The 22,807-nt window shown below is 47.9% G+C and carries 19 protein-coding genes; 13 read left to right on the top strand and 6 right to left on the bottom strand.

The features are described from left to right. Positions 1-11 precede the first annotated feature (11 nt). From serC to ACTHMC_RS08575, 9 genes are all read left to right on the top strand, one after another. Positions 12-1,181 (top strand): 3-phosphoserine/phosphohydroxythreonine transaminase, encoded by a 1,170-nt coding sequence (serC, locus tag ACTHMC_RS08615; protein ID WP_440412600.1) that lies wholly within the window; start codon positions 12-14, stop codon positions 1,179-1,181. A 197-nt stretch (positions 1,182-1,378) separates the two neighbouring features. Beyond that, a complete protein-coding gene (locus tag ACTHMC_RS08610; protein WP_440412598.1) occupies positions 1,379-2,617 on the top strand; it encodes a hypothetical protein in 1,239 nt (412 codons plus the stop codon). Positions 2,618-2,885: 268 nt separating this feature from the next. Next, the gene (locus ACTHMC_RS08605) at positions 2,886-4,115 is read left to right on the top strand and encodes a DUF1015 domain-containing protein (protein WP_440412596.1); all 1,230 of its coding nucleotides are present in this window, start codon (positions 2,886-2,888) and stop codon (positions 4,113-4,115) included. Positions 4,116-4,224: 109 nt separating this feature from the next. Continuing rightward, entirely contained in the window at positions 4,225-5,250 is a 1,026-nt protein-coding gene (locus ACTHMC_RS08600) for a tetratricopeptide repeat protein (protein WP_440412594.1), read from the top strand. Between the two features lie 109 nt (positions 5,251-5,359). After that, positions 5,360-7,177 (top strand): AMP-dependent synthetase/ligase, encoded by a 1,818-nt coding sequence (locus ACTHMC_RS08595; protein ID WP_440412592.1) that lies wholly within the window; start codon positions 5,360-5,362, stop codon positions 7,175-7,177. 203 nt (positions 7,178-7,380) lie between these two features. Beyond that, on the top strand, positions 7,381-7,551 hold the full coding sequence (locus tag ACTHMC_RS08590; RefSeq protein WP_440412590.1) for a hypothetical protein: 171 nt from the start codon (positions 7,381-7,383) through the stop codon (positions 7,549-7,551). Between the two features lie 136 nt (positions 7,552-7,687). Then, positions 7,688-9,154: a pyridoxal phosphate-dependent decarboxylase family protein gene (locus ACTHMC_RS08585; RefSeq protein ID WP_440412588.1), complete on the top strand. Its 1,467-nt coding sequence runs from the start codon at positions 7,688-7,690 to the stop codon at positions 9,152-9,154. A gap of 24 nt (positions 9,155-9,178) precedes the next feature. Then, a complete protein-coding gene (locus ACTHMC_RS08580; RefSeq protein WP_440412586.1) occupies positions 9,179-9,706 on the top strand; it encodes a GNAT family N-acetyltransferase in 528 nt (175 codons plus the stop codon). 119 nt (positions 9,707-9,825) lie between these two features. After that, positions 9,826-10,518: an SDR family NAD(P)-dependent oxidoreductase gene (locus ACTHMC_RS08575; protein ID WP_440412584.1), complete on the top strand. Its 693-nt coding sequence runs from the start codon at positions 9,826-9,828 to the stop codon at positions 10,516-10,518. A 5-nt stretch (positions 10,519-10,523) separates the two neighbouring features. Here ACTHMC_RS08575 and ACTHMC_RS08570 read toward each other — a convergent pair whose 3' ends face one another. From ACTHMC_RS08570 to ACTHMC_RS08545, 6 genes are all read right to left on the bottom strand, one after another. Next, the gene (locus ACTHMC_RS08570; protein WP_440412582.1) at positions 10,524-10,823 is read right to left on the bottom strand and encodes a hypothetical protein; all 300 of its coding nucleotides are present in this window, start codon (positions 10,821-10,823) and stop codon (positions 10,524-10,526) included. 158 nt (positions 10,824-10,981) lie between these two features. Next, the gene (locus ACTHMC_RS08565; protein WP_440412581.1) at positions 10,982-11,827 is read right to left on the bottom strand and encodes a universal stress protein; all 846 of its coding nucleotides are present in this window, start codon (positions 11,825-11,827) and stop codon (positions 10,982-10,984) included. A 104-nt stretch (positions 11,828-11,931) separates the two neighbouring features. Beyond that, entirely contained in the window at positions 11,932-12,144 is a 213-nt protein-coding gene (locus tag ACTHMC_RS08560) for a hypothetical protein (protein ID WP_440412580.1), read from the bottom strand. 74 nt (positions 12,145-12,218) lie between these two features. Beyond that, positions 12,219-13,607 carry a sensor histidine kinase gene (locus ACTHMC_RS08555; RefSeq protein WP_440412578.1) on the bottom strand — a complete coding sequence of 463 codons (1,389 nt, stop codon included), beginning with the start codon at positions 13,605-13,607 and terminating at the stop codon, positions 12,219-12,221. A gap of 7 nt (positions 13,608-13,614) precedes the next feature. Beyond that, the gene (locus ACTHMC_RS08550) at positions 13,615-14,304 is read right to left on the bottom strand and encodes a response regulator transcription factor (protein WP_440412577.1); all 690 of its coding nucleotides are present in this window, start codon (positions 14,302-14,304) and stop codon (positions 13,615-13,617) included. Positions 14,305-14,876: 572 nt separating this feature from the next. Beyond that, positions 14,877-15,896 carry a helix-turn-helix transcriptional regulator gene (locus ACTHMC_RS08545; protein WP_440412575.1) on the bottom strand — a complete coding sequence of 340 codons (1,020 nt, stop codon included), beginning with the start codon at positions 15,894-15,896 and terminating at the stop codon, positions 14,877-14,879. Positions 15,897-16,564: 668 nt separating this feature from the next. Here ACTHMC_RS08545 and ACTHMC_RS08540 point away from each other — a divergent pair. From ACTHMC_RS08540 to ACTHMC_RS08525, 4 genes are all read left to right on the top strand, one after another. Beyond that, entirely contained in the window at positions 16,565-17,677 is a 1,113-nt protein-coding gene (locus ACTHMC_RS08540) for a hypothetical protein (protein WP_440412573.1), read from the top strand. A 213-nt stretch (positions 17,678-17,890) separates the two neighbouring features. Continuing rightward, positions 17,891-18,166 carry an ArsR/SmtB family transcription factor gene (locus tag ACTHMC_RS08535; protein ID WP_440412571.1) on the top strand — a complete coding sequence of 92 codons (276 nt, stop codon included), beginning with the start codon at positions 17,891-17,893 and terminating at the stop codon, positions 18,164-18,166. A 134-nt stretch (positions 18,167-18,300) separates the two neighbouring features. Next, complete coding sequence (locus tag ACTHMC_RS08530) at positions 18,301-19,434, top strand: efflux RND transporter periplasmic adaptor subunit (protein WP_440412570.1); 1,134 nt, start codon at positions 18,301-18,303, stop codon at positions 19,432-19,434. Positions 19,435-19,551: 117 nt separating this feature from the next. Beyond that, positions 19,552-22,701 carry an efflux RND transporter permease subunit gene (locus ACTHMC_RS08525; protein ID WP_440412569.1) on the top strand — a complete coding sequence of 1,050 codons (3,150 nt, stop codon included), beginning with the start codon at positions 19,552-19,554 and terminating at the stop codon, positions 22,699-22,701. Positions 22,702-22,807: the final 106 nt, after the last annotated feature.

Here is a 22,807-nt window from a genome sequence, read left to right as displayed (position 1 = left end):
CGAACACCTGTTTGTTCAAATTACAGCCTCCTTTTTCCCTCCAAAGAAGTAATTTTGCCACTCCATTAAGTCAGCATAGTCACTCATCAACAGAAGAGAATCTCATGATCTACAATTTCAATTCAGGTCCCAGCGTATTACCCAAAGAAGTATTCGAAGAAGCCAGCAAGGCCATTCTGAATTTCAACAACAGTGGTTTATCTATCCTGGAAATCGGTCACCGGACTTCACTGTTCCAGGCCGTTCTCGACGAAGCAGTTGCCCTGTCGAAAGAACTGATGCAACTGGATGATCAGCATGAAGTTTTATTCCTGCATGGCGGCGCTTCCACCCAGTTCTTCCAGATCCCGATGAACCTGCTCAATGAAAATGAAATGGCAGCTTACACCGACACAGGTGTATTTGCTACCAAAGCCATCAGGGAAGCAGCCACTTTCGGTCATGTTGAAGTTGTGTATGACGGAAAGCCTTCCAATTTCCGCGAACTTTCCAAAAACATCCTGGTCCCCAGGACAGCCAAATACCTCCACCTCACTTCCAACAATACCATTGAAGGAACACAGTGGCACGACTTCTCCCAGTTCTTCAACGCAGGCGTACCGCTGGTTTGCGATATGAGCAGCGATATCCTCAGCCGCGTGATGGATTTCAACAAATTCGATCTGATCTATGCCGGTGCACAGAAGAATATCGGAGCCGCCGGTGTGAATATGGTGATCGTAAATAAGGATATCCTCGGAAAAGTTGACCGTAAGATCCCGAGCATGATGGATTACCGCCAGCATATCGATAATGGTTCCATGCTCAATACTCCTCCTGTATTTGCCATCTACGTATGTATGCTCACACTCCGTTGGTTGAAAGCGCAGGGTGGAATACCGGCCATCGAGAAGATCAATGAACAGAAAGCGAAGCTTATTTACGAGACCATTGATGCACTGCCGCTCTTCATCGGCTCTGTACCCACAGAAGACAGAAGTAAGATGAACGCCACCTTCACTATCGATAACCCGGAACTGGAAAAATCCTTCCTGGATATTTGTAAAGACAATGGGATGGTAGGAGTGAAAGGCCACAGGCTTTCTGGCGGATTCAGGGTATCCATGTACAATGCCATGCCGATGGCGGGCGTACAGGCGATCACAGACCTGATGAAAGATTTCGCGCAGAAGAACGGATAAATCCCCGCGCATCATATTAACAGCCGGTTGTCACTCAGCCGGCTTTTTTTATGCGATTTATTCAACACTATAATCATACTTTACAACAGAGAGTGATAAACAAACCAGAGAACTGTTGAGAAAATAATCGGGTGCATACACTACGTATGTTTGTAACGGTTAGTGTAACCGATTTTCAAACCATTAAACTTCCCCGAATGAAATCATCACTTCTCTACGCAATGATTATCGTTATCTTCATCTCCTGTAAAAAAGACCAGCCACCCATCCAGCGGGAACAGGCTGTCTATCCCCGGACAGAAGCTGAAAAAGAACTCGCCGGACTGCATACCGAGTTTGCCCGTATCCTCCGCGGCGTATACCAATCCCGGGAAGCATTCCGTGAAGTGCAGGCTGCCATCTGGAGCGGTTATTACCAGGACGAAAGAGTGCTCCTGAAAGCCTTGCTGCATCCTCACACCAGCCCACTCTACCAGCTTGCTGCATTCAAAAATTTCCGGACAGGCTCCGGCTTCTTCAAAAAGCAATTCGATTCCTGCCTGGCAGCCGGTGATTTTCCAAGACTGCAAAAACACCTCAGCAAAACAAACCCTGTTGCCACAACAGCCGGCAACGTGAACTTTGAACCGGAAGAAAGCAGTGATGAACTGTCTATCTATTTTCCTTACTCGGATAATTACAAACCGGCCTTCGAGCAGGAACAGGAAGAATGGCTCCGCGCCACCCTGGTGGCGGCAGACAGGGATGCCGATGAAGCACCCGGACTGGAGCCTGTTGCCGGATGTACAGGCGTCAACTGTTATCTCGCTGTAACAGTCAATGATGAATACTGTGAACAGAACGTAGTGCATATCGCACAATCCGGAGGCACACGCGCCAGTCTGGACCCCGTGAACCCGCAACCCGTCATCAATATGGTGATGCTCGGCTCCGTCCGCTGCACCAGCCAATATGATCACCTGATCAGTTTCACCGGAAATGGTGGCGGCTCCGAACTCCGTTTTGTGCGGGCAGATGGCTACCTGCAACAGAATGCAAACGGACAGATCACCAGCCCGCAGAACCTGGTCACTGTGAACATATCCCGCAAAGACATCCGCAAAAAAAGGTGGGTCGACGTAAATGCCATCTGGGATTCCAACTGGGAAACCGATAATCCCGAACAGGTGTTCGCTATTTATGAAGAGGACAATGAGGGCAGCCGCACCATCTCAGGCTCCATTCAGGCCAAACTGCTTTCGCTCACCATCGAGCCCATTGGTTATTCCATCACGGTGAAAACCAAGGATGAGATCATCCGCCAACTGGGTTGGAAACGCAACAGCTTCTTCGCTTTCAACCGGGGTGGCCTCAATAATGGCTGCGGCCTGCTGAACGGGTTTACCATCTATGATTGTAACTCTCCGGTTTCTTACAATCTGCCCGTACAGAAATAACCAGGGTGCCGCCCATCGCTCCCACCCTGCGAGTGATTTATATTCGTTGCCTCCGGCAACACGGCATTCGCCGGAGGTGAACAAATAACGTCACTCGCGGGGATGTGAGCGACTGGGCACACGCTGCACTTCGCAAAAAAGGCTTTGGTAAATCCTTCCAAAGCCTTTTATTTTGTTCACGCTTACGCTGTTCCCGCGCCTTTCCGGCCCTGGCCAGCCGGCATTTTCAAAATAATTTTGTTCAAGAACATTCACATAATCAGCAATCATGGTTACCATTTCACCTTTCAGAGCGTTAAGACCTGCCGCAGACCGGGCAAAAGAAGTAGCATCCAGGCCCTATGATGTACTCAACAGTCAGGAAGCAAGAGCAGAAGCGAACGGCCATCCGGACTCCTTCCTGCATATCACCAAATCAGAGATAGATCTTCCTGATAACGTAGATATCCATTCGCAGGCTGTTTATGAAAAGGCGAAAGAGAACCTCCAGGATTTTATCCGCCGCGGCATCCTCTTCCGTGAAGAGAAGCCCGCCTATTATATCTATCAGCTGGTGATGAATGGCCGCAGCCAGACAGGTCTGGTATGTGGCAGCTCCGTTGACGATTATGAGAAAGACCTCATTAAAAAACATGAGTTCACCCGCCCAGAAAAAGAGCAGGATCGTATCAATCATATCAAAACCACCGGCGCACAAACGGGGAACGTGTTCCTGGCTTACCGCAATGTAACGGAGCTCGATAAACTGATCGATGACTGGAAGGCCACCAACCACCCGGCCTACCTCTTTACTGCCGATGATGAGATCAGCCATACCATCTGGATCGTGGATGATGAATTCACCATCCGCAATATTTCCGAGCTCTTCCTGAAACTGGTGCCGGCTACTTATATCGCAGATGGCCACCACCGTGCCGCCTCTGCTGCCAAAGTGCTCAAAGCCCTGGGCAGCGAAGCCAAACCAGGAGCAGATCTTTTTCTCACTACGCTCTTCCCCAGCAATCAGCTGTACATCATGGACTATAACCGTGTGGTGAAAGACCTCAACGGGCTTAGCGCAGATGAGTTCATGAAAAAACTTGACACTTCTTTCACGATCGAAAAAACTGATAAAGCATTATCTCCTGTCAGCCTGCATGAGTTCGGCATGTATCTCGGTGGCCAATGGTACAGACTCAGCTCCAAACCCGGCACTTTCACGGAAGATCCTATCGGCGTACTGGATGTAACCATTCTCTCCAATAACCTGCTCGATCCCATTCTCGGCATCAAAGACCAACGCACTGACAAGCGCATCGACTTTGTAGGTGGTATCCGAGGCCTCGGAGAACTGGAGAAAAGAGTGAACTCCGGAGAAATGGCTGTGGCATTCAGTTTGCATCCTGTGAGCATTCAGCAACTGTTTGATATTGCAGACAGTGGCAATGTAATGCCTCCCAAGAGCACCTGGTTCGAGCCTAAGCTCCGCGATGGATTACTTACTCACCTGATTGATTGAATATAACTGGCAGGCACATATTAAAAGCCTGTTAATCAATTCATATTATTCAGCTGACCCGTTTTAACCCTGGCCGTTCATACACTTCAATCACTTATCTTTGACAGATATGAAAAAGTTATTATTTGCCGCCGGCTTATTGTTTACAGCAGGCCTGGCTGTTGCTCAGGATACAGAGAGCAAGGCAGCACTGGAAACCGCCAAAGGCTTTGTCCGCCAGGGCGATTACCCCAATGCCATCCTTATCCTGAATCGCGCCTTGCAGAAAGACGCCGGTAACTTTGATTTGCAGAAAGACCTCGCATTTGCCTACTATCTTCAGAGAGATTATGCACACGCCATGGGCGTTGCCAAACCACTCGCCGAACGTGAAGAGGCAGATGTGCAATCCTTCCAGATCCTCGGCCTGGTATACAAAGCACTGGAAGAAAGAAAGGACTGTGAGAAAATGTACCGCGCCGGCCTGAAAAAATATCCCGCCAGCGGCGTTCTTTACAGCGAGTACGGAGAAATGCTCTGGAGCAAGAAAGATTTCAAAGAAGCAATAAAACAATGGGAGAAAGGGATTGAAATGGACCCTAACCATTCAGGCAACTACTATAACGCAGCCAAGTACTATTACTTCACGCAGGATAAAGTCTGGAGCATCGTGTACGGAGAGATCTTCGTAAACCTGGAAAGTTATTCCAAAAGAACGCCAGAGATCAAAACAATCCTGCTCGACAGTTATAAAAAACTCTTCATCGATGCCAATATCAACAAGGGCCAGGATCTGAAGAATGATTTTGTCAGGCTCTTCCTGGAAACCATTCAGCCGCAATCCGCATATATCGCCAGCAATGGCGTTACGCCGGAATCATTGTCGGCCATCCGCACCAAGTTCATTGTTGACTGGTTCTCCAAAAATGCTACAGGCCATCCCTACCGCCTCTTCGAGTACCAGCAGCAGCTCCTCAAGTCAGGTATGTTTGAAGCCTACAACCAGTGGATCTTTGGGGCCGCAGCCAACCTGAATGCGTATGAGAACTGGACAAAACTGCATACAGAGGAAGCGGGTCAGTTCAACAATTTCCAGAGGAACCGTGTTTTTAAATTACCGGCCACCGGACAATACTATCAGACCGCTGCCAAATAATTAATAATCAATTCAAAGCTATTCTGCTACCCCTGGTACGGAATAGCTTTTTTTATTGCCCCAGAAGTGGTAATTTGATAGTTGTAATCTGAATGTTTAAAACGATTGTATGACCGAACCCAAACGCCTTTTCGATTGCCTGAATTATCACCTTGAACGAAAGCCCATTGCCGATATGCTTTCAGCAAAAGTCAACGGCGTATGGAAAAGCTTCAGCACAAGGGAAGTAAAAGACATTGTGGATCAGCTCAGCGCAGGCTTACTCACCCTGGGCATCGGTCCTGGCGACGGCTCCGTGGAAGGGAAAGACAAGGTGGCACTCATTGCCAAAAACCGCCCGGAATGGATGATGATCGACCTGGCTGTGCAACAGGCCGGCGCCGTGCTCACCCCCGTATACCCCACCATCAACGTTATTGATCTCGAATTCATCCTCAACGACGCCAAAGTGAAGATCATCTTCGTGAACGATGAAGAACTTTACTTTAAAGTGATGTCCATCAAAGACAGGGTGCCCTCGCTTCAATTCATCTTTACCATTGAAACTGTGCCGAACGGGCGTAACTGGACTGAACTGCTCAGCCTCGGTGACGCAGCCTCCATGGCCCGCGTACAGCAGATCTCAGACAGTATTCAGTACGAAGACCTGGCTACTATCATCTATACATCAGGCACCACAGGTACTCCCAAAGGAGTGATGCTGAGCCACCGCAATATTCTCAGCAATGTGATGGCCTGCATGCCCTGCTTCCCTCCCGGAGAGAATATGAAGGCTTTGAGCTTCCTGCCTCTGAACCACGTATTCGAGCGCATGGTCACCTATATCTATCTTTTCCGCGGCGTAGCGGTGTATTATGCAGAAAGCATGGACACCATTGCAGACAATCTCCGCGAAGTGAAGCCCCATATGTTCACTACCGTACCAAGGCTGCTGGAGAAAGTATATGAGAAGATCATGGCAAAAGGCGCAGACCTTACCGGCATAAAACGCAAGCTCTTCTTCTGGGCACATAGCCTGGCCACCAAATTTGAGATCAACAAGAACCAGGGCATGGTGTACAATATGCAACTGGCAATTGCCAATAAACTCATCTTCAACAAATGGCGAGAAGCCCTGGGCGGTCAACTGCTTTGCATCGTTACTGGAGGCGCTGCCGCACAGGTACGACTGATCCGCATTTTCACAGCCGCTGGTATTCCCATCATGGAAGGGTATGGCCTCACGGAAACATCACCGGTGGTCAGCGTGAACCGCTATGAAGAAGAAGGTCGCATGTTCGGCACCGTTGGGTTACTGCTTGATGGCGTAGACGTAAAAATCGCTGAGGACGGAGAGATCCTTTGTAAAGGCCCCAATATCATGATGGGCTATTACAAACGCCCGGACCTTACAGCAGAAGCCGTTTCCGACGGATGGTACCACACGGGGGATATCGGCCAGTTTGTTGACAACAAATTCTTAAAGATCACTGACCGCAAGAAGGAACTCTTCAAAACCAGCGGCGGAAAATATGTAGCACCCCTACCCATTGAAAACAAGCTCAAGGAATCCAGGTTTGTTGAGCAGGTAATGGTAGTAGGGCCTGAAAGAAAGTTTGTGGGCGCCCTTATCGTTCCTTCTTTCCCTAACCTGAAAGACTGGGCACGTAAAGAAGGACTGAATGAACTGGCAGAGATGGAGAACAGCAAACTCATCAAGCAGCCCAAAGTGATCCAACTGTTCAAAGACCTGATCGAGAATTTCAATAAATTCTTCAACCACGTAGAGCAGGTGAAGAAGTTTGAACTGCTGGTCAATGAATGGAGCATCAATACAGGAGAGCTTACTCCCAAGCTAAGTATCAAAAGAAAAGTGATCACTGAAAAATACCAGGATGCTATCGAACGCATCTACCACAACACTCCAACACACGCCACAGAAGAATAGATTCATTTCAGTCTATACAGCAAAACCACCGGTCTACCCGGTGGTTTTTGCATTTAAAGTATAACCATCAAAACGATTGATGTCAATAAAAGGTCATCCCGGGCCATAATTGCCTCAACTCAGCCAGGTACAGCTTGCGGAAGTATCCAATGCAGCGCAATTTTACAGGCGCATTCAATCCTGAACCGCAAAAAATTACAGGTATGAAAAAGCTCCTGCTGTTGTTGATCGTTTATGGAAATATGGGCTTTACCGCTTCAGACAAGCGCCTTCAGACGCCGGACAACAACGGAACGTCAAATCCTGCCGGCTTTACAGAGGCCACTGGCATCATTGTTCAATCACCGGACACCTATCGTATTGTAATGAACTAAACTTCCCCTTCCCGCCAATCTGATATAGCCTGAAATTCCAAATCTGAATCTGTTTTTAATGGAAAAATGATAGGAGATTTGTTCCTGTCAACGATTTCTTTTCTATCCCTCCCCGGGGGTTCCTTAAACGCAGTGTATGAATACAGATTCTGTTCACACCGAAGAAACTACACTCGATCCGCAGGACTGGTCTTCCATCAGGGCACTTGGTCACCAGATGCTGGACGATATGTTCGATTATATTTCATCATCCGCACAAAGGCCGGCCTGGAAAAAGCCATCCCCCTATGCTATTGCCAGCATGCAGCAACCATTGCCGGAACTGCCGCAGGACACCGCAGAAGTGTATGAAGATTTCTTTACACAGGTATTGCCCTACAATACCAACAACCTCCATCCCCGCTTCTGGGGCTGGGTGCAGGGAGGAGGAACCGCCACAGGCATGCTGGCTGATATGCTGGCCAGCGCCATGAATGCAAACGTGAGCCTCGGAGATCATATGCCGATGTATGTAGAACGGCAGGTGATCGACTGGGCAAAGGAGATGATGGGCTTCCCTTCCACAGCCAGTGGCATCCTGGTGAGCGGAGGTTCGCTTGCCAATATCACAGCATTGGTTGTTGCCAGGAATCAGTTTGTCAAGGACGTGCGAAAGAAAGGCATGCAATCCATCTCCTCACAACTTATTGTATATGGTTCTTCCGAAACACATAACTGTGTGATCAAAGGCATCGAAGTAGTGGGCATTGGAAGCGACAACTTCAGGAAGATCCCGGTTGACGCTGATTACTGCATCATGCCTGATGAACTGAAGCGCATGATTGAGGAGGATAAAGCCGCCGGCCATACGCCTTTCTGTATTATCGGAAATGCAGGGACTGTAAACACCGGGGCAATCGATCCGCTGGCGGAACTGTCTACCATTGCGCAGGAGAACGGTTGCTGGTTCCATGTGGATGGCGCCTTTGGCGCGGTTCCTAAAATATTACCTGAATTCCAGCACAAGCTGCGCGGTATTGAGCTGGCAGACAGCGTGGCATTCGACTATCACAAATGGTTATACGTAAATTATGAAGTGGCCTGTGTTCTGATCCGTGATGAGCAGAAGCATCGCGATGCATTTGCCATTTCAGTAAGTTACCTGGTGCATCACGAGCGCGGTCTTTCTGCAGGGCCTGACGCCTTCAGCAATTACGGCATGGAATTATCGAGAGGATTCAAAGCATTGAAAGTATGGATGAGCCTGAAGGAAAACGGCATGCAGAAATACCGGCAGCTCGTTCGCCAGAACATACACCAGGCACAATACCTGGCCGGCCTGGTGCAACTGGAGCCATCTCTTGAACTGGTTGCAGAAGCCTCGCTCAATATCGTTTGCTTCCGATATGTTTCACCGGAGTGCAATGATGAACAGCTTAACCGGATCAATAAAGAAATACTCATGAGGCTGCATGAACTGGGCATTGCAGCGCCCACTTATACTTTCCTCGATGGCAAGTATGTGATCAGGGCAGCTATTACCAATCATCGCACCCGTTTAACTGATTTAGATCAATTAGTGAAAGCTGTAATACAACTGGGTAATGAAGTTGCTGCATCATAATAATTAACGATTAAAACAAACAATATGCATATGATATCTGTAGTTTCGTACGAAGCGAAATATCGTAGCGCTTTCGACTGCCTGAACCGGTCCTGGATAGAAAAATATTTCAGTATTGAACCAGCAGACGAATACCTGCTGCAAAATCCTGAAGCTACAGTGATAGAGCCCGGAGGTGCAATACTGATTGCGCTTGAAGACGCCACTGCCGTGGGAGTTGTTGGTTTAAGAAAGATCAACGATACAGAATATGAGCTTATCAAAATGGCAGTAAGCGATGCACACCAGGGAAAGGGGATCGGCGCCATTCTTGGCAAAGCCATCCTGGAAGAAGCAGCAAAGCTGGGTGCAGAAAAAGTAGTGTTGTACTCCAACACGGGTTTATTGCCAGCCTTATCTCTTTACCGCAAGCTGGGCTTTGTGGAAGTACCACTGGAGCCCGATAACGATTATATCAGATCTGATATCAAAATGGAGCTGTTGATCAATAACAGTGCCCGTTCTTCCCGGAATGGAGATAACCAACGGCAGGAACAGAACGCTGTGTTTTAAAAAGGATCCACATGTAACTCATGTTGGAAAGGACCGGACGTTTCCACGTAGGGTCCTTTTTTTATTCAACAATGTTGCCGGGCATTAATATTGTACATTTGTTTTATTAAAAAGAAGCTATGGCAAAGACTGTAATTATCACCGGCGCAAATGGAGGACTGGGTTCCGCAGTAGTGAAGAAATTCCTCACCGCAGATTATCATGTGATTGCCGTCAGCCGTTCGGCCAATAAGAACAGTTTTGCCATTGACCATCCCCGTTACGAGTTCCATGCCGTTAACCTCGAAGATGAAGCGGAAACCGGGGCATTCATCGATGCGATGGTGAGCAAGCATCAGAAGATAGATGGTGCCCTGCTGCTGGCAGGAGGATTTGCCGCAGGGAATATCGAGAATACAGATGGCCAGGCCATCAAAGATATGCTGGCTATAAACTTTGAGTCGGCCTATTACACGGCCCGCCCGCTCTTCAATCATATGCTGCAGCATGGATATGGCCGCATTGTACTGATCGGCTCAAAACCAGCCTTGCAGCCCGCTGCCGGCAAGAACGTGCTGGCTTACGCCCTGTCAAAGGACCTGCTCTTCAAACTGGCGGAGATACTGAATGAAACGGCCAAAGGAACCAACGTGGTTACCTCGGTTGTAGCCCCCAGCACCATCGACACCCCGTCTAACCGCGAAGCCATGCCCGGCGCCGATACCAGCAAATGGGTAAAGGCCGTACAGATTGCCGATCTGCTGGAATATATCTGTTCAGACAAAGGCGATCCGCTCCGCGAACCGGTTTACAAGATGTTCAATAACGCGTAGACTGCTCAGCTGATCAGCAGTACACTGTACCAGCCGGTCTTACCATCCGGCTCACGATGCATATTCTCCACGTCTTCCATCCACATCCTGTCGTCAATAAAGAATTTGTAATGATACTTGCCCTGCGGCAACATGGGGATCTCTATGTACCACTGTCCCTGCCCGTCCTGCTTCAGCAATAACTGATCAGGCGCCCAATGGTTGAAAGTTCCGGAGAGCGCTATATGGTCTGCACAGTTATTATGCACCATAAAGCTGATGGTCTTTTTACGTTTGTTCACGTAAGGATATTCATGCGTTTTCATGATCGCTCCATTTTAGGTTTGCAGAAATACAAATGCCTAAGCAATCAATCGTAGTCCATGCTTGTTAATGTAGCCTCGCACTGAAATGACGGTATGTATCGGGAGAAGGTAAAAGTTACGACAATCCCGGGTATATTCCGGGGTGGGGATAGATTAAATTATCGTGCCGGTGCCACTGTCATTACCGGTATCCTGCTCTCATTGAAAAGCAGCCTGGCAAAGAGCCGGTTCACAAAACCTGACAACAGCATTTCCTTGCCGGGATTTACCACTATCAGGTCTGCATTGATATCGGTAGCATACTGAAGGGTGGTATCCGCAATATTTCCGCCATGCACCGTATGGCATTCGATATTGAGGTTGGTATTCTCCCGCAGTAACTGGAAGGTTTTATAGAGGTAGGCTTTCTTCTCTACATCCACTTCCTCACCCGGCTCACTCAGAGCAATAAGGTGTATCCTGGCATTGAAATGTTTGGCCAGGTAACTGGCAAACATCACTTTGCGGAGTGGCAGGTGCGCATCCACAGGCAACACGATATTCCTGATAGCTTCCAGTTCGGCAGTGCCTTTCACTGTCAGCACCGGACAGCCTGTTTTCTTGGAGATACGGTTGATATTAAAAGATCTTGAAAACCGCATTGGGAGGACGCTTCGCGGTTTTTCAACCATAATGAGGTCTATTGCATGCTGAAGCGCATAAGAAATGATGTACTGTTCGCGGCTTCCCTTATGCATCACCGTTACCAGCTGCAGGCCTTCCTCCAGTTGAGGAATGAACGCTGCTTTCAGTTCCTGTAATTTCACCTCGTAATCAGTAAGCTCCCCTTCCGTAAGTACTTCAACCAGGTGCTTGTCTGCATCAGCCATGCCACCGTTCTCTACAAACACAAGATGCAAATCACATTTGAATTGATTTGCGATCATTACCGCTTTACTCACTACCTGGCTGGTCTGCTTACTGAACTCTACAGGTACCAGGATCTTATTGAACAGCTTATTCATGCTATCGGTTCTTCCGCTTTCAATAAAGCTATGCCTAAGTAATTAAAACCCAGTTAAGTGAAAATTAAAAGCCTATTAAAGTAAGACGCAGTAAGGGTTTCACCCTAATGCGGATGTAAACTGTCGAGTGATCTCCGGAGCCTGGAAAGCTGTTTTTCCAGTTCAATATTTACAGATAGAATGGAATCGTTCTGAAGCATCAGCCGCTTGTTCCGGGAGGCCAGGTCGCTATGTTTCTGCTTGAGCAATGCACCTGCTATCAACAAAGCGATGATACAGCAAAGAGGGATCCACTGAAATAACAATCGGTAATTCATACCTTTTTATAAGTCGCCAAATTTGCTCTAAAGCCCTTAAACCAGCATTAAAGCAGAATTAAAATGAAATTAATTTAGCGTGAGAAGGCTTTGATACTGGGGAGAACGATGGTGAATACAGTACCTGAAACGATATCACTCTGCACGTTGATAGCCCCTTTGTGAAGGCCGATGATCCGCTTTGCCAGCGCCAGTCCCAATCCGAATCCTTTGGTGCGCGTGGAAGCTGCATTGGTACGGTAGAAAGGCTGGAAGATATGCTCAATCTCTTCTTCCGCGATAACGTCGCCCTGGTTCCTTACCCTGACAATGATCTGTCCGGCCTGGAAGCTGAGGTCCACCCAGGAAATATGGTCGGGTGAATATTTACAACCATTCTCTACAAAGTTCTTGATGGCGCTGTACAGCAGATCGCTGTTGCCGAATACCAGGAACTCCCGGTCGTCTTCGGGGATATCTTCGAATTGGAGTTCCACTTTGTAGTCCGGACTGATCTTCTGTACATCTCCCATTACTTTGAACATCACTTCATCTATCCGCACTTCCACCAGTTCAATAGTGCCCTGCGACCCGGTTTTAGCGATCTCCAGGAGGCTTTTGGTAAGCTGCTGCATCTGCTTCACATCTTCCCGGATACTAAGCATCACCTGCTTGTATTCATCTATTTCCCGGTCCTTGTGCAGGGTAACTTCCAGCTGACTGGAGATGGAGGTGAGTGGTGTGCTTAATTCATGGGATGCGTTGGAGATGAAACGCCGCTGGATCATAAAGGATTCCTGCAGGCGGTTCAGCAATTCGTTGAAAGTATTTGCAAGCTGGTGCAGTTCATCGTGACCGCTGCCTGCTTCAATGCGGTGAGACAGGTTCTGCCCTGAGATATCCTTTACTTCCTGGATGATGAGCGAGAGCGGTTTCACCAGTTGGGTGGAGAACACATACCCCCCGATCAGCGCAATGGCAATACCAATAAGTAATCCAAGGAAGAGGATATGCCGCAGCCCTACGAGCCTTTCCCAGCCATCTGAATCGTAGGCTGCCACAACAATCACTATCCGGTTGCGTGCATCCGTATGATGCCAGGCGATGGCTTCGCGGCCATCGATATTGAAGTAGAGCTCTTCTTCCACGCGTGATCTTTCCAGGATGGATTTGTCAACATGCGGAATACTCTCGCCTTTGGCGTTGAAAACGTAGAGGGGATTATCAAGATAATCATAGATCACCACGCTCTTGCGGGGCAGGGTGCTTACGGAGCCTGAGTCTATCTGGGCAAGCAGTTTGATACTGCTGTCCCCGAAGATGGAATAGATCTGTGCGTTGTTATTGGCGCGGCCCTTGAGGCGTTTCTTGAATGCTTCGGCGCGGTCGCGCGAAGTGAAGTAATAAACACTCACACTGCTCAGCAGCATAATGGCAGTGGCCAGCAATGCGAAGAGGGCGGTTATTTTATACTTGATCTTCAAGCAGCAATCAGGAGTTTTCTTTCAGGATATAACCCATACCAACCTGCGTGTGGATCAGTTTGGAATCGAAGTCCCTGTCCAGTTTCTTACGCAGGAAGTTTACATACACATCAATTACGTTGGTTTTTGTATCAAAGTCGATATCCCATACATTGAGAGCAATGTCTGCCCGGCTTACAACACGGTTCTTATTGCGCACGAGGTACTCCAGCAGCTGAAATTCTTTGGCGGTAAGGGAAATGGGTTTTTCTGCGCGGGTCACTTCTTTACTGTCGAGGTTCATTACCAGATCGGCCACTTTCAGCATATTACCGGAGGGTACATTCTGGTAGATGCGTTTGAGCAGGGCGCGGATGCGGACCAGCAGTTCCTTGAAATCAAAGGGCTTGACGATATAGTCGTCTGCTCCCGCATCAAAACCTTCGATCTTGTCGTCGGTGGCACTGAGGGCTGTAAGCATCACAACCGGGATGCGCTCATCGCGTTTGCGGATCTCTTTACAGAGCTCGTAGCCGTTCATGCCGGGCAGGTTGATATCAAGGATCACGAGGTCGAACTTGTAAGTCTCGACCATTTTTTTTCCGATCAGGCCATCGTAGGCAACTTCCACATGGTATTGTTGCTCCATCAGCCCTTTTCTGAGGGCTTCTGCGATCTTCTTTTCGTCTTCTACGAGCAAGATTTTGACTTCATCCATATTCATAGTTATGACTTATGCCGGCAAAAATCAGAAATAAACAGGCTTGATACAGTCCTGGCTGTAAATATCGTATTAAAAGTGAATTAAAACACAGTAAAATTGGAGGATCAGCCGGAGTAAACAACGGCATATGGCCCGGGTCCGGGCCAGCAAAGAGGGATAAAAACGTACATAGAGATGCACATCTGTTGTCACTGCAGACAGGTCAGTATTCAATAGGGTAGCAGATTGGATGGTTTTTCATAAGAGTGAATCCGTCCGCATCTTCACGGGCGGAATTAGTTTGCCGGATAGCGATACATTACAAACAGTACGGAATTTCCATCGGTTAGAAAGCTTGGGGTTGTGGTTTTTGTGGTTTTTCAATAATCAGTTTAACTAAATAGAACATTAACCAATTTTCAGAGATAATGAATGAGCTGAGTTGCCAGGCGCTCATTTGCACGAGTAGACTATTGTCAGAGTATTAACCGTTGGTTGTGTATTGTTGCCTGGAAGGAAAAGATAGTTAAAGTTAATAAAAAATCCCTGTAAGGCAAAAATGGATTCCCACAACTTATACGGCTAAATTATCCTTTAACGCTATGGTATCCTTTCTTTTTGATGCTACCTGGCGACATGCCGTGGTGCTTTTTGAATATATCGATGAAATTGCTCACTTTTTCATACCCGAGCATAACAGCTGCTTCATTCACTGTCAATGGTTTTTCCATCAGCAAATTTTTTGCCAGCTGCATTTTTTTATCGAGGTAGTACTCGTAAACACTTTTTCCGAAGATATTCTTGAAATGGCGCTTGAGCGTTGACTCGCTCAGGGCCACCTGTTGCGCAATGGCATTGAGGTTGGGTAATACTTTCTGCAAATGGGCTTTGAGGATAGCTTCAGCTTCCATGATCTTCTCGAAGTGCACATCCTGTGTGGCCGGTATCCCCTGTACGCGATGGCGCAAAGCGTGCAGCAGAAAACTGTTGATGAGCTTTACAGTAATGGAGCGTATCAGGTGAGGATCACTGTTGGCATTGATGGCTGCTTCAAAAAGCGTATTAACCGACACATTATCGGTAGCCGTTGTGGGCTCAATGAGCACCAGGGGTTTATTATCTGAACTAAGTTTTTCCCAGAGGGCTTCCAGCGGGAGATCGGCTTTCTGGAATTGCTGCGCCAGCCAGAAGGCAGACACATTCACATCGATCCACTGCACCGGGAAATGCGGTGTGATCTCCAGGTCCATCGGCAGGCTGTCTGTAACCAGCAGGGTACTGCGGGAGCCTGGGCGACTGAACTGACGGTGGGTACCGATCTGTTGCCAGGCACAATGTTCAGGAGTTAGAATGAATATAATGGTGTAGGTTTTGTCGGCTCCTTCCGTACCAGGTTTGTAAAATTCAACAGGCTGGTTGAAGAGCAGGTTCCAGGCGCGCAATGAAAAGGCCGGTTCCGGATGCCAGCGCTGCACAATGCCACGGGCCAGCCGGCCGGATACACGCAGGAGGTCTTCATTGACCCTTTCGCCATTCATTTCATGGCTCAACTGGTCGAATTCCTGATCAAGGTCAATCGCAGGAAATTTGATTCGATAGTTTCTCATACTTAGTTTCTTGTTGACATTGGCGTTTAACATTATACAATACCTTATTGCTGACCGTTAGGCCATTATTGAATTTTCAATAGCAAAAAAGTGTAAAGAAAACATCAGACTGAGAGCTACCATCAGTAGAAATAAACCAGCACGTATTATCAGGATTAAGGTTCCAGGGAATTAACGATTATACAAATGCGTTAGCAATAAAAGTATGTAAATTTCCATAGTGTGCAATCACTTGTTGATCTTCATCAATGAATTGTTTCCACTAAAATCCATTCCTACATACTTATTGAACGCTTACGGGTATTATCTGAATTCATACAGGCATAAAAAATGATTCCGCCTGATTAATTTTGACCGCAGCATCACAATGTTTTTTTCAGTCGATCAATTCCAATACCTCAAAAAAACCAATAGCATCAACTCCATTCATTCAATATCCATGACTTCCTGCATGTCTCTTAGATAAGTAACAAGCAAGTGACATCATTGTACTAGTCCGATGTCGACTTTTTTTCAAAAAATGAACAAAAGTCATTGTTGTAATGGTTTTCACCATTTCACCGGTTATTATATTACTGATATGCAGGAAGGCAAAATCCTTTACACGTAAGGCTTCTGATAGTATTTTATCTTAATGGTATCATTCTGTCGTACCCAAATCTGTCACTATGAAAATCTGTAAATTTTACCTCTTACAGGCTGTTGCCCTGCTGGTTACCGGAAATATCATCTGCGTTCAGCAAGCATTTTCTTCAGCCACAGCTCCTTCTGATTTTGCAACACTCACCAATGAACATATTCATTCACCTGTATTCGCGGAATTGAACAGGTTCAATTACTGTATTGAACAATTTCCTGGAAACAATTCAATAACAAAAGAAAGTTACAGGACTGAAATTGCGGTTAACCACATTCTATCGCACGAGAATTCAGTTGTTCCTTCATTCCATAATTCAATTGACAAGAGCAGGCAGACCCTGGGGCATGTATATGGCATCAATAATATTTCAGGGAATGAGTCAGGTACAAATCTTCGGCTACATATTACTGATAGTAATCACTACTTACAGGCCAGAACACCGGCATTTTTCTCTAGCACAGGGGAGGGCTTTTTAAAGAATAATCCCGGCGTTCCTGCAAACAGGCCTGGCCTTTATCAGCCATATACTTACTATGACAGCAGGCCCTGTGTCCAAAGCAATTTCCGGATTCGCCTGGCCTCTCTTCCCGTTTCCATCATATCAATTAAAGCTGCATTAAAAAACACAGCCGTTCAGATCAACTGGGAAGCCAGGGAAGAGCTTAATCTTAACCTGTACGAGGTGGAAAGAAGTACAGACGGCATTAACTTCCAAACCATCGGACTTGTATTTCCATGGGAGAACCCGGACGCTTCCAGCAACTACCGCTACACAGATGAACATCCACAGCCCGGGACCAATTATTACCGCCTCAGGGGAGTGGATAAAGATGGGAGCTTCAAATATTCGGATATAGTCCGCGCCGGCAATGCTCCGCTCCCTGCAAATCCTGTCAGCATTGTTCCCAATCCCGTAAAAGGTAATATCAGGGCCGTTTTCAGCGGATTGGCAAAAGCAGCCTATGTAGTAGAGTTAAGAACTGTTTCCGGAACCTTACTATTAAAAAAGACCATCAATATACAGCAGGCAGATCAATCTGAGACACTGGATCCGGGTCATGTTGCACCAGGTATTTACTGGCTTATCATTTTCGATCAGCAACTTCAGAAACTTGGCAGTAGCAGGGTAGTGATCCGCTGAGCTGCACTGCAAAAATCATTGCTTTCCTTCAGAGCTGAGGGAAAGTGAGTACAGGGTTCTATTGCACACAGGCACAGGGTGTACATCCGTACACCCTTTTTGTTTTTGTTCATAAAGATGTAATTTTGTAAATAACCTATTTATGAAAATCGGAACCAATTGCTGAACACAACCCTTTGTACCAACGATTTATAATGCAGTAAACAGTTTGCTATGGAACTTAAAAAAGTAGAGAAAATCTCTAAAGCACTGGCCGATCCCAACAGACTCCAGATCCTGAAATCCCTTCATAAGAAGCAAAGTTGCCTCTACTGTTCAGATATTAACGAAATTATAGACCTTACGCAGCCATCCATCTCCCATCACCTCAAACAACTCACTGAGGCTGAACTGATCATTGCTGAAAAAGAAGGCAGGAACGTGAAATATACCATGAACAATAAAGTGATTGACCAGTATGTTCATTTTCTGGCAGCCCTGAAGGTGTAAAAATTTTTTTGAAAAAAGTATTGACTTATCGAAATGTTTCGATAGGTTTGCAGTCTCAATCAAATCCTCTCCAGGGATTTTTTTTAAAGTTAATACATCGAAACATTTCAATACATCTATATAAATTGAGAGTTATGAACCGCTTATTACCGTCAAGACCCATCACACACCGGCTGCAGGCCAATGCTGCACCCGCACCAAAAGCCACACCGGTTGCCACCAGCCTTTTACTCATATTGTCACTCCCCCTCATGATCTTCCTGCACGCCTGTGCCAGCCGCGCCAATGAGCCCATTGCCGCTGCCACCACAGCCATTGCCGCCGCTCCCGGGATCCCCGCAGACGGCCATGTGGTAACGGCAGGAGAAGTGAAACAACTCCTGGAAATCACAGGTACCCTGGCCGCCAACCAGGAAGTGATGATCTCCAGCGAGCTTACCAAAAAAGTAGTGAATGTTCCTGTGAAAGAAGGAAACGTGGTAACCAAAGGAACCCTGCTCTTCCAACTGGATGATGCAGACCTCCAGGCGCAACTGGAAAGGCTTCGCCAACAGGAAAAACTGGCCGCGCTCAATGAAGCCCGCCTCAAGGACCTGATTGCACATGATGCCGCCAGTCAACAGGACTATGACCAGGCCGCCACCAACCTGGCCGTACTGAAAGCAGAGATCAGGGCATTGCAGACCACTATCGACAAAACCCGCATCCGTGCTCCGTTCTCAGGCCGTATCGGTATCATCCGCACTTATCCGGGCGCGCTGGTGTCTCCCAGTACGCCGCTGACCACTATCGTGGATGATGCACAGATCAAGGTAGAATTCTCGATCCCTGAAAAATACGCCACATTGGTAGCCCCCGGCAGACAGCAGACATTTTCGGTTGAGGGCGACAGTACCGCGTATAAAGCCACCGTGATCTCCAAGGAATCCTTTGTGGACCAGGCTACCAGAACGCTGATGGTAAGAGCCATTGCGCCGAACAGCCAGCACAAACTGGTGGTTGGCCAGAGCGCCAGGCTGAGCATTGCACTGCGCACTTCAGGTGATGCACTGCAGATCCCCAGCCAGAGCCTCATGCCATCTTCACAGGGATACTCTGTATTTCTCTTGAAGGGTGGTAAAGCACAGGTTACACCGGTAGTGGTTGGGCAACGTGATGCCAACAATGTTCAGATCACCAGCGGTCTTCAGGTAGGCGACACCGTTATAACGAGTAACCAGTTACGCCTTACGCCCAATTCTGATGTACGCATAGTGAACCTGAAATAATCCAGCCCTTTTTTTATCCGTCCTCTCTTTCTCTTTTAATTTATCGCACAACATCTAACGGGCAGTGTATTACACTGTACTGCACTGCCCTACTATTGACTTCTTACAAATAATTATATGAGCGCCATTTCACAAATGAGCATCTCCAGGCCGGTACTGGCGGGGGTGATGTCAGTCCTTTTGATCTTATTTGGCATAGTGGGCTATACTTTCCTGGGTACCCGCGAGTATCCCGTGACAGATTCGCCCATCGTAACAGTAACAACAGTATATCCCGGCGCCAGCGCCGATATCATAGCCTCGCAGGTGACCAAGCCATTGGAGGAAGCCATTGCCGAAGCCAACGGCATCCGCGCCCTTTCTTCCGTAAGTCGCGAACAGGTGAGCATCATCACTGTAGAGTTCAACATGAATGCAGACCTTGAAGCAGCCGCGAATGACGTGCGCGACAAGGTCTCCAAATCCCGCCAGCAGTTGCCAACGGATATCGAGCCCACCATCGTGGAGAAGGCAGGCCCACCTGATTTCCTGGTGTTCCTCACCGTGCAGAGCGATACAAAAAGTCTCGAAGACATTACAGATTTCGTGAACATCAATATCAAGGAACGTCTTCAATCCATAGCAGGTGTGCGACTGGTAGATACGTATGCCGGCCGCAAACGCGCCATGCGCCTTAGGATGGACCCAGTGAAACTCTCTTCCTATGGACTTTCTCCAGCAGACATTCAGAATGCACTGCAACGGGAAAACGTGGATCTTCCCAGCGGACGTATCGAAGGTCAGCAAACAGAAATGACCCTTCGCACGCTTGGCCGCCTTGTGACAGAAGAGGATTTCAACAATATGATCGTGAGTGAAAAGAACGGAGCGATCGTTCGCTTCCGGGATGTAGGGCAAGCCATCATGAGTTCACAGAACGAACGCACGGCCATGATCGTGGCAGAAGGAAAACAAGCCCGCTATGGCGTGGGTACCGGTGTGCAGCCACAACGTGGCGCCAACTCCCTCGCCATTGTGGACGAATTCAACAAGCGCTTTGAAGACATCATCAAAACAGCTCCGAAAGATTACAATATCAGGCTGGGCAAGGATTTCACCGTACCTGTGAAGAATTCACTCGATGAAGTGGAAGAGACGCTGATCCTTGCATTCGGCCTGGTGACCATCATCATCTTCCTCTTCCTGCGCGACTGGCGCAGTACACTGATTCCGCTGGTTGCCATTCCGGTATCGATCATCTCAGCCTTCTTTATCATGTACCTGGCTGATTATTCCATCAACGTACTCACGCTGCTGGGACTGGTCCTGGCGATCGGGTTAGTGGTGGATGATGCCATTGTGGTGCTCGAGAATATCTATTCGAAAATGGAACAGGGCATGAGCCCCGTTGAAGCAGCGCGTAAGGGGTCAAACGAAATTTACTTCGCAGTAATTTCCACTACTATTACGCTTGCCGCCGTATTCCTGCCGATCATGTTCCTGGGTGGTATCACCGGTAAACTTTTCAAAGAGTTTGTGGTAGTGGTTGCAGGATCAGTATTGATCTCAGCCTTTGTGGCGCTGACACTTTCACCCATGATGAGTGCTTATCTTCTTAAAGCCGGCGCGCATCATAACTGGCTTTATCGCAAAACAGAACCATTCTTCGTTAAACTGAACAGCGGCTATGAAAACCTGCTGAAAGGGTTCATGCGTTTTCGCTGGTTAGGTTTTGCCTTGCTTTTGCTCTCGTTTGGTGTGGCGTATTTCCTCGCTCCAAAGCTTCCTTCAGAACTGGCTCCTTTGGAAGACCGTTCTCTGGTTGGCCTGGTAGCGATAGCACCGGAAGGTACCTCATATGAAAGCATGGAAGAATCCATGAAAGAGATCAGCAACTATGTAGCAGATTCCATTCCTGACCTCAACAATAATGTTACCTACTCTTCTATTGCTGCAGGTTCAGGTACCCTTGTATTGCCTGCCAACAGCGGCTTTCAGTGGGTATTCCTTGAAGACCCGCATAAGCGCAAGAGCGGTATGACGCAGCAACAGGTATATGATAAACTGGTAGCAGCCAGTGGCCGGTTCAGGAATGTGATAGTGATCCCCATCCAGATCCCCACTATCGGTGGCTTTGCTTCTAACCAGCCGATTGAATATGTAGTGCAGGCACCTGACCTCAAGAGCCTGATAGAGGTGATGCCGAAGCTGACCGGTGCTGCGTATTCCAATCCCAAGCTGAGCTTTGTGAACCCCGATTTCAAAGTGAACAGGCCAGAGATCAGTATTTCGATCGACCGTCAGCGTGCCGCACAACTCGGCATCTCCACACAGGAGATCGGCCGTACGCTTCAGCTGGCATTGAGTGGAAGACGTTATGGCTACTTCATCTATAACGACCGTCAGTATGAAGTGATCGGGCAACTGGAAAGATCAGAGCGTTCTACGCCTGAGAACCTTCGTTCCCTCTTCCTGAAATCCGCCGACAATGAAATGGTTCCACTGGATAACCTGGTAAGCCTGAAAGAAGGCATCAGCCCGCCCGCCATCTATCGCTACAACCAAAGCTACAGTGTTACCATCCAGGCCACACCGGCTCCGGGAGTGAGTATGGGCGAGGCTTTGAAAGAAATGGACAAGATCGCGAAGGACAACCTGCCTGCAGGTTTCAGAACATCCCTGGCCGGCCAGAGCCGCGATTACCAGGAGAGCAGCTCCAGCCTGGTGTTTGCGTTCATCTTCGCTATCATCCTCATCTACCTGGTGCTGGCAGCACAGTTCGAGAGCCTGATAGATCCGTTCATCATCCTGCTTACAGTACCTATGGCGGTGACCGGCGCCCTGCTTAGTCTCTGGATCAGCGACAGTTCTATCAATATTTTCAGCCAGATCGGAATGATCATGCTGATAGGATTGATCACCAAGAACGGTATCCTGATCGTGGAATTCGCCAACCACCGGAAGAAAGAAGGTTATAGTGTGCGCGAGGCCGTTATATCAGCCGCAGCAAGCCGCTTCAGACCCATCCTTATGACCACGCTGGCAATGATCTTTGGCGCATTACCCATTGCATTGTCGCTCGGTAATTCATCCGGCAGCCGCGCCTCCCTGGGTATTGTAGTGGTAGGTGGACTTGTATTCGCAGGTGTTCTCACACTCTTTGTGATACCCGCGGTGTACAGCTACTTCAGCCGCAAGCCAAAGGCAGTTCATACCAACACAGACCTCAACGGAACCGCAGTATCACCTGCCGCTCCATCACTTCAACCCAACACAGTTTTATCATGAGATTACAATCCTTCCATCAATATACATTACTGTCTGCACTGATTGCCGGTAGCTCCATAACTTGCACGGCAAAGCATAAAAGAGATCTCAGTTTTCAGGACTCAGT

Origin of the sequence: Pseudobacter sp. (genome assembly GCF_051955275.1) — a bacterium.
Taxonomy (GTDB): domain Bacteria; phylum Bacteroidota; class Bacteroidia; order Chitinophagales; family Chitinophagaceae; genus Pseudobacter.
This window is presented reverse-complemented; position numbering and strand designations above follow the sequence as displayed.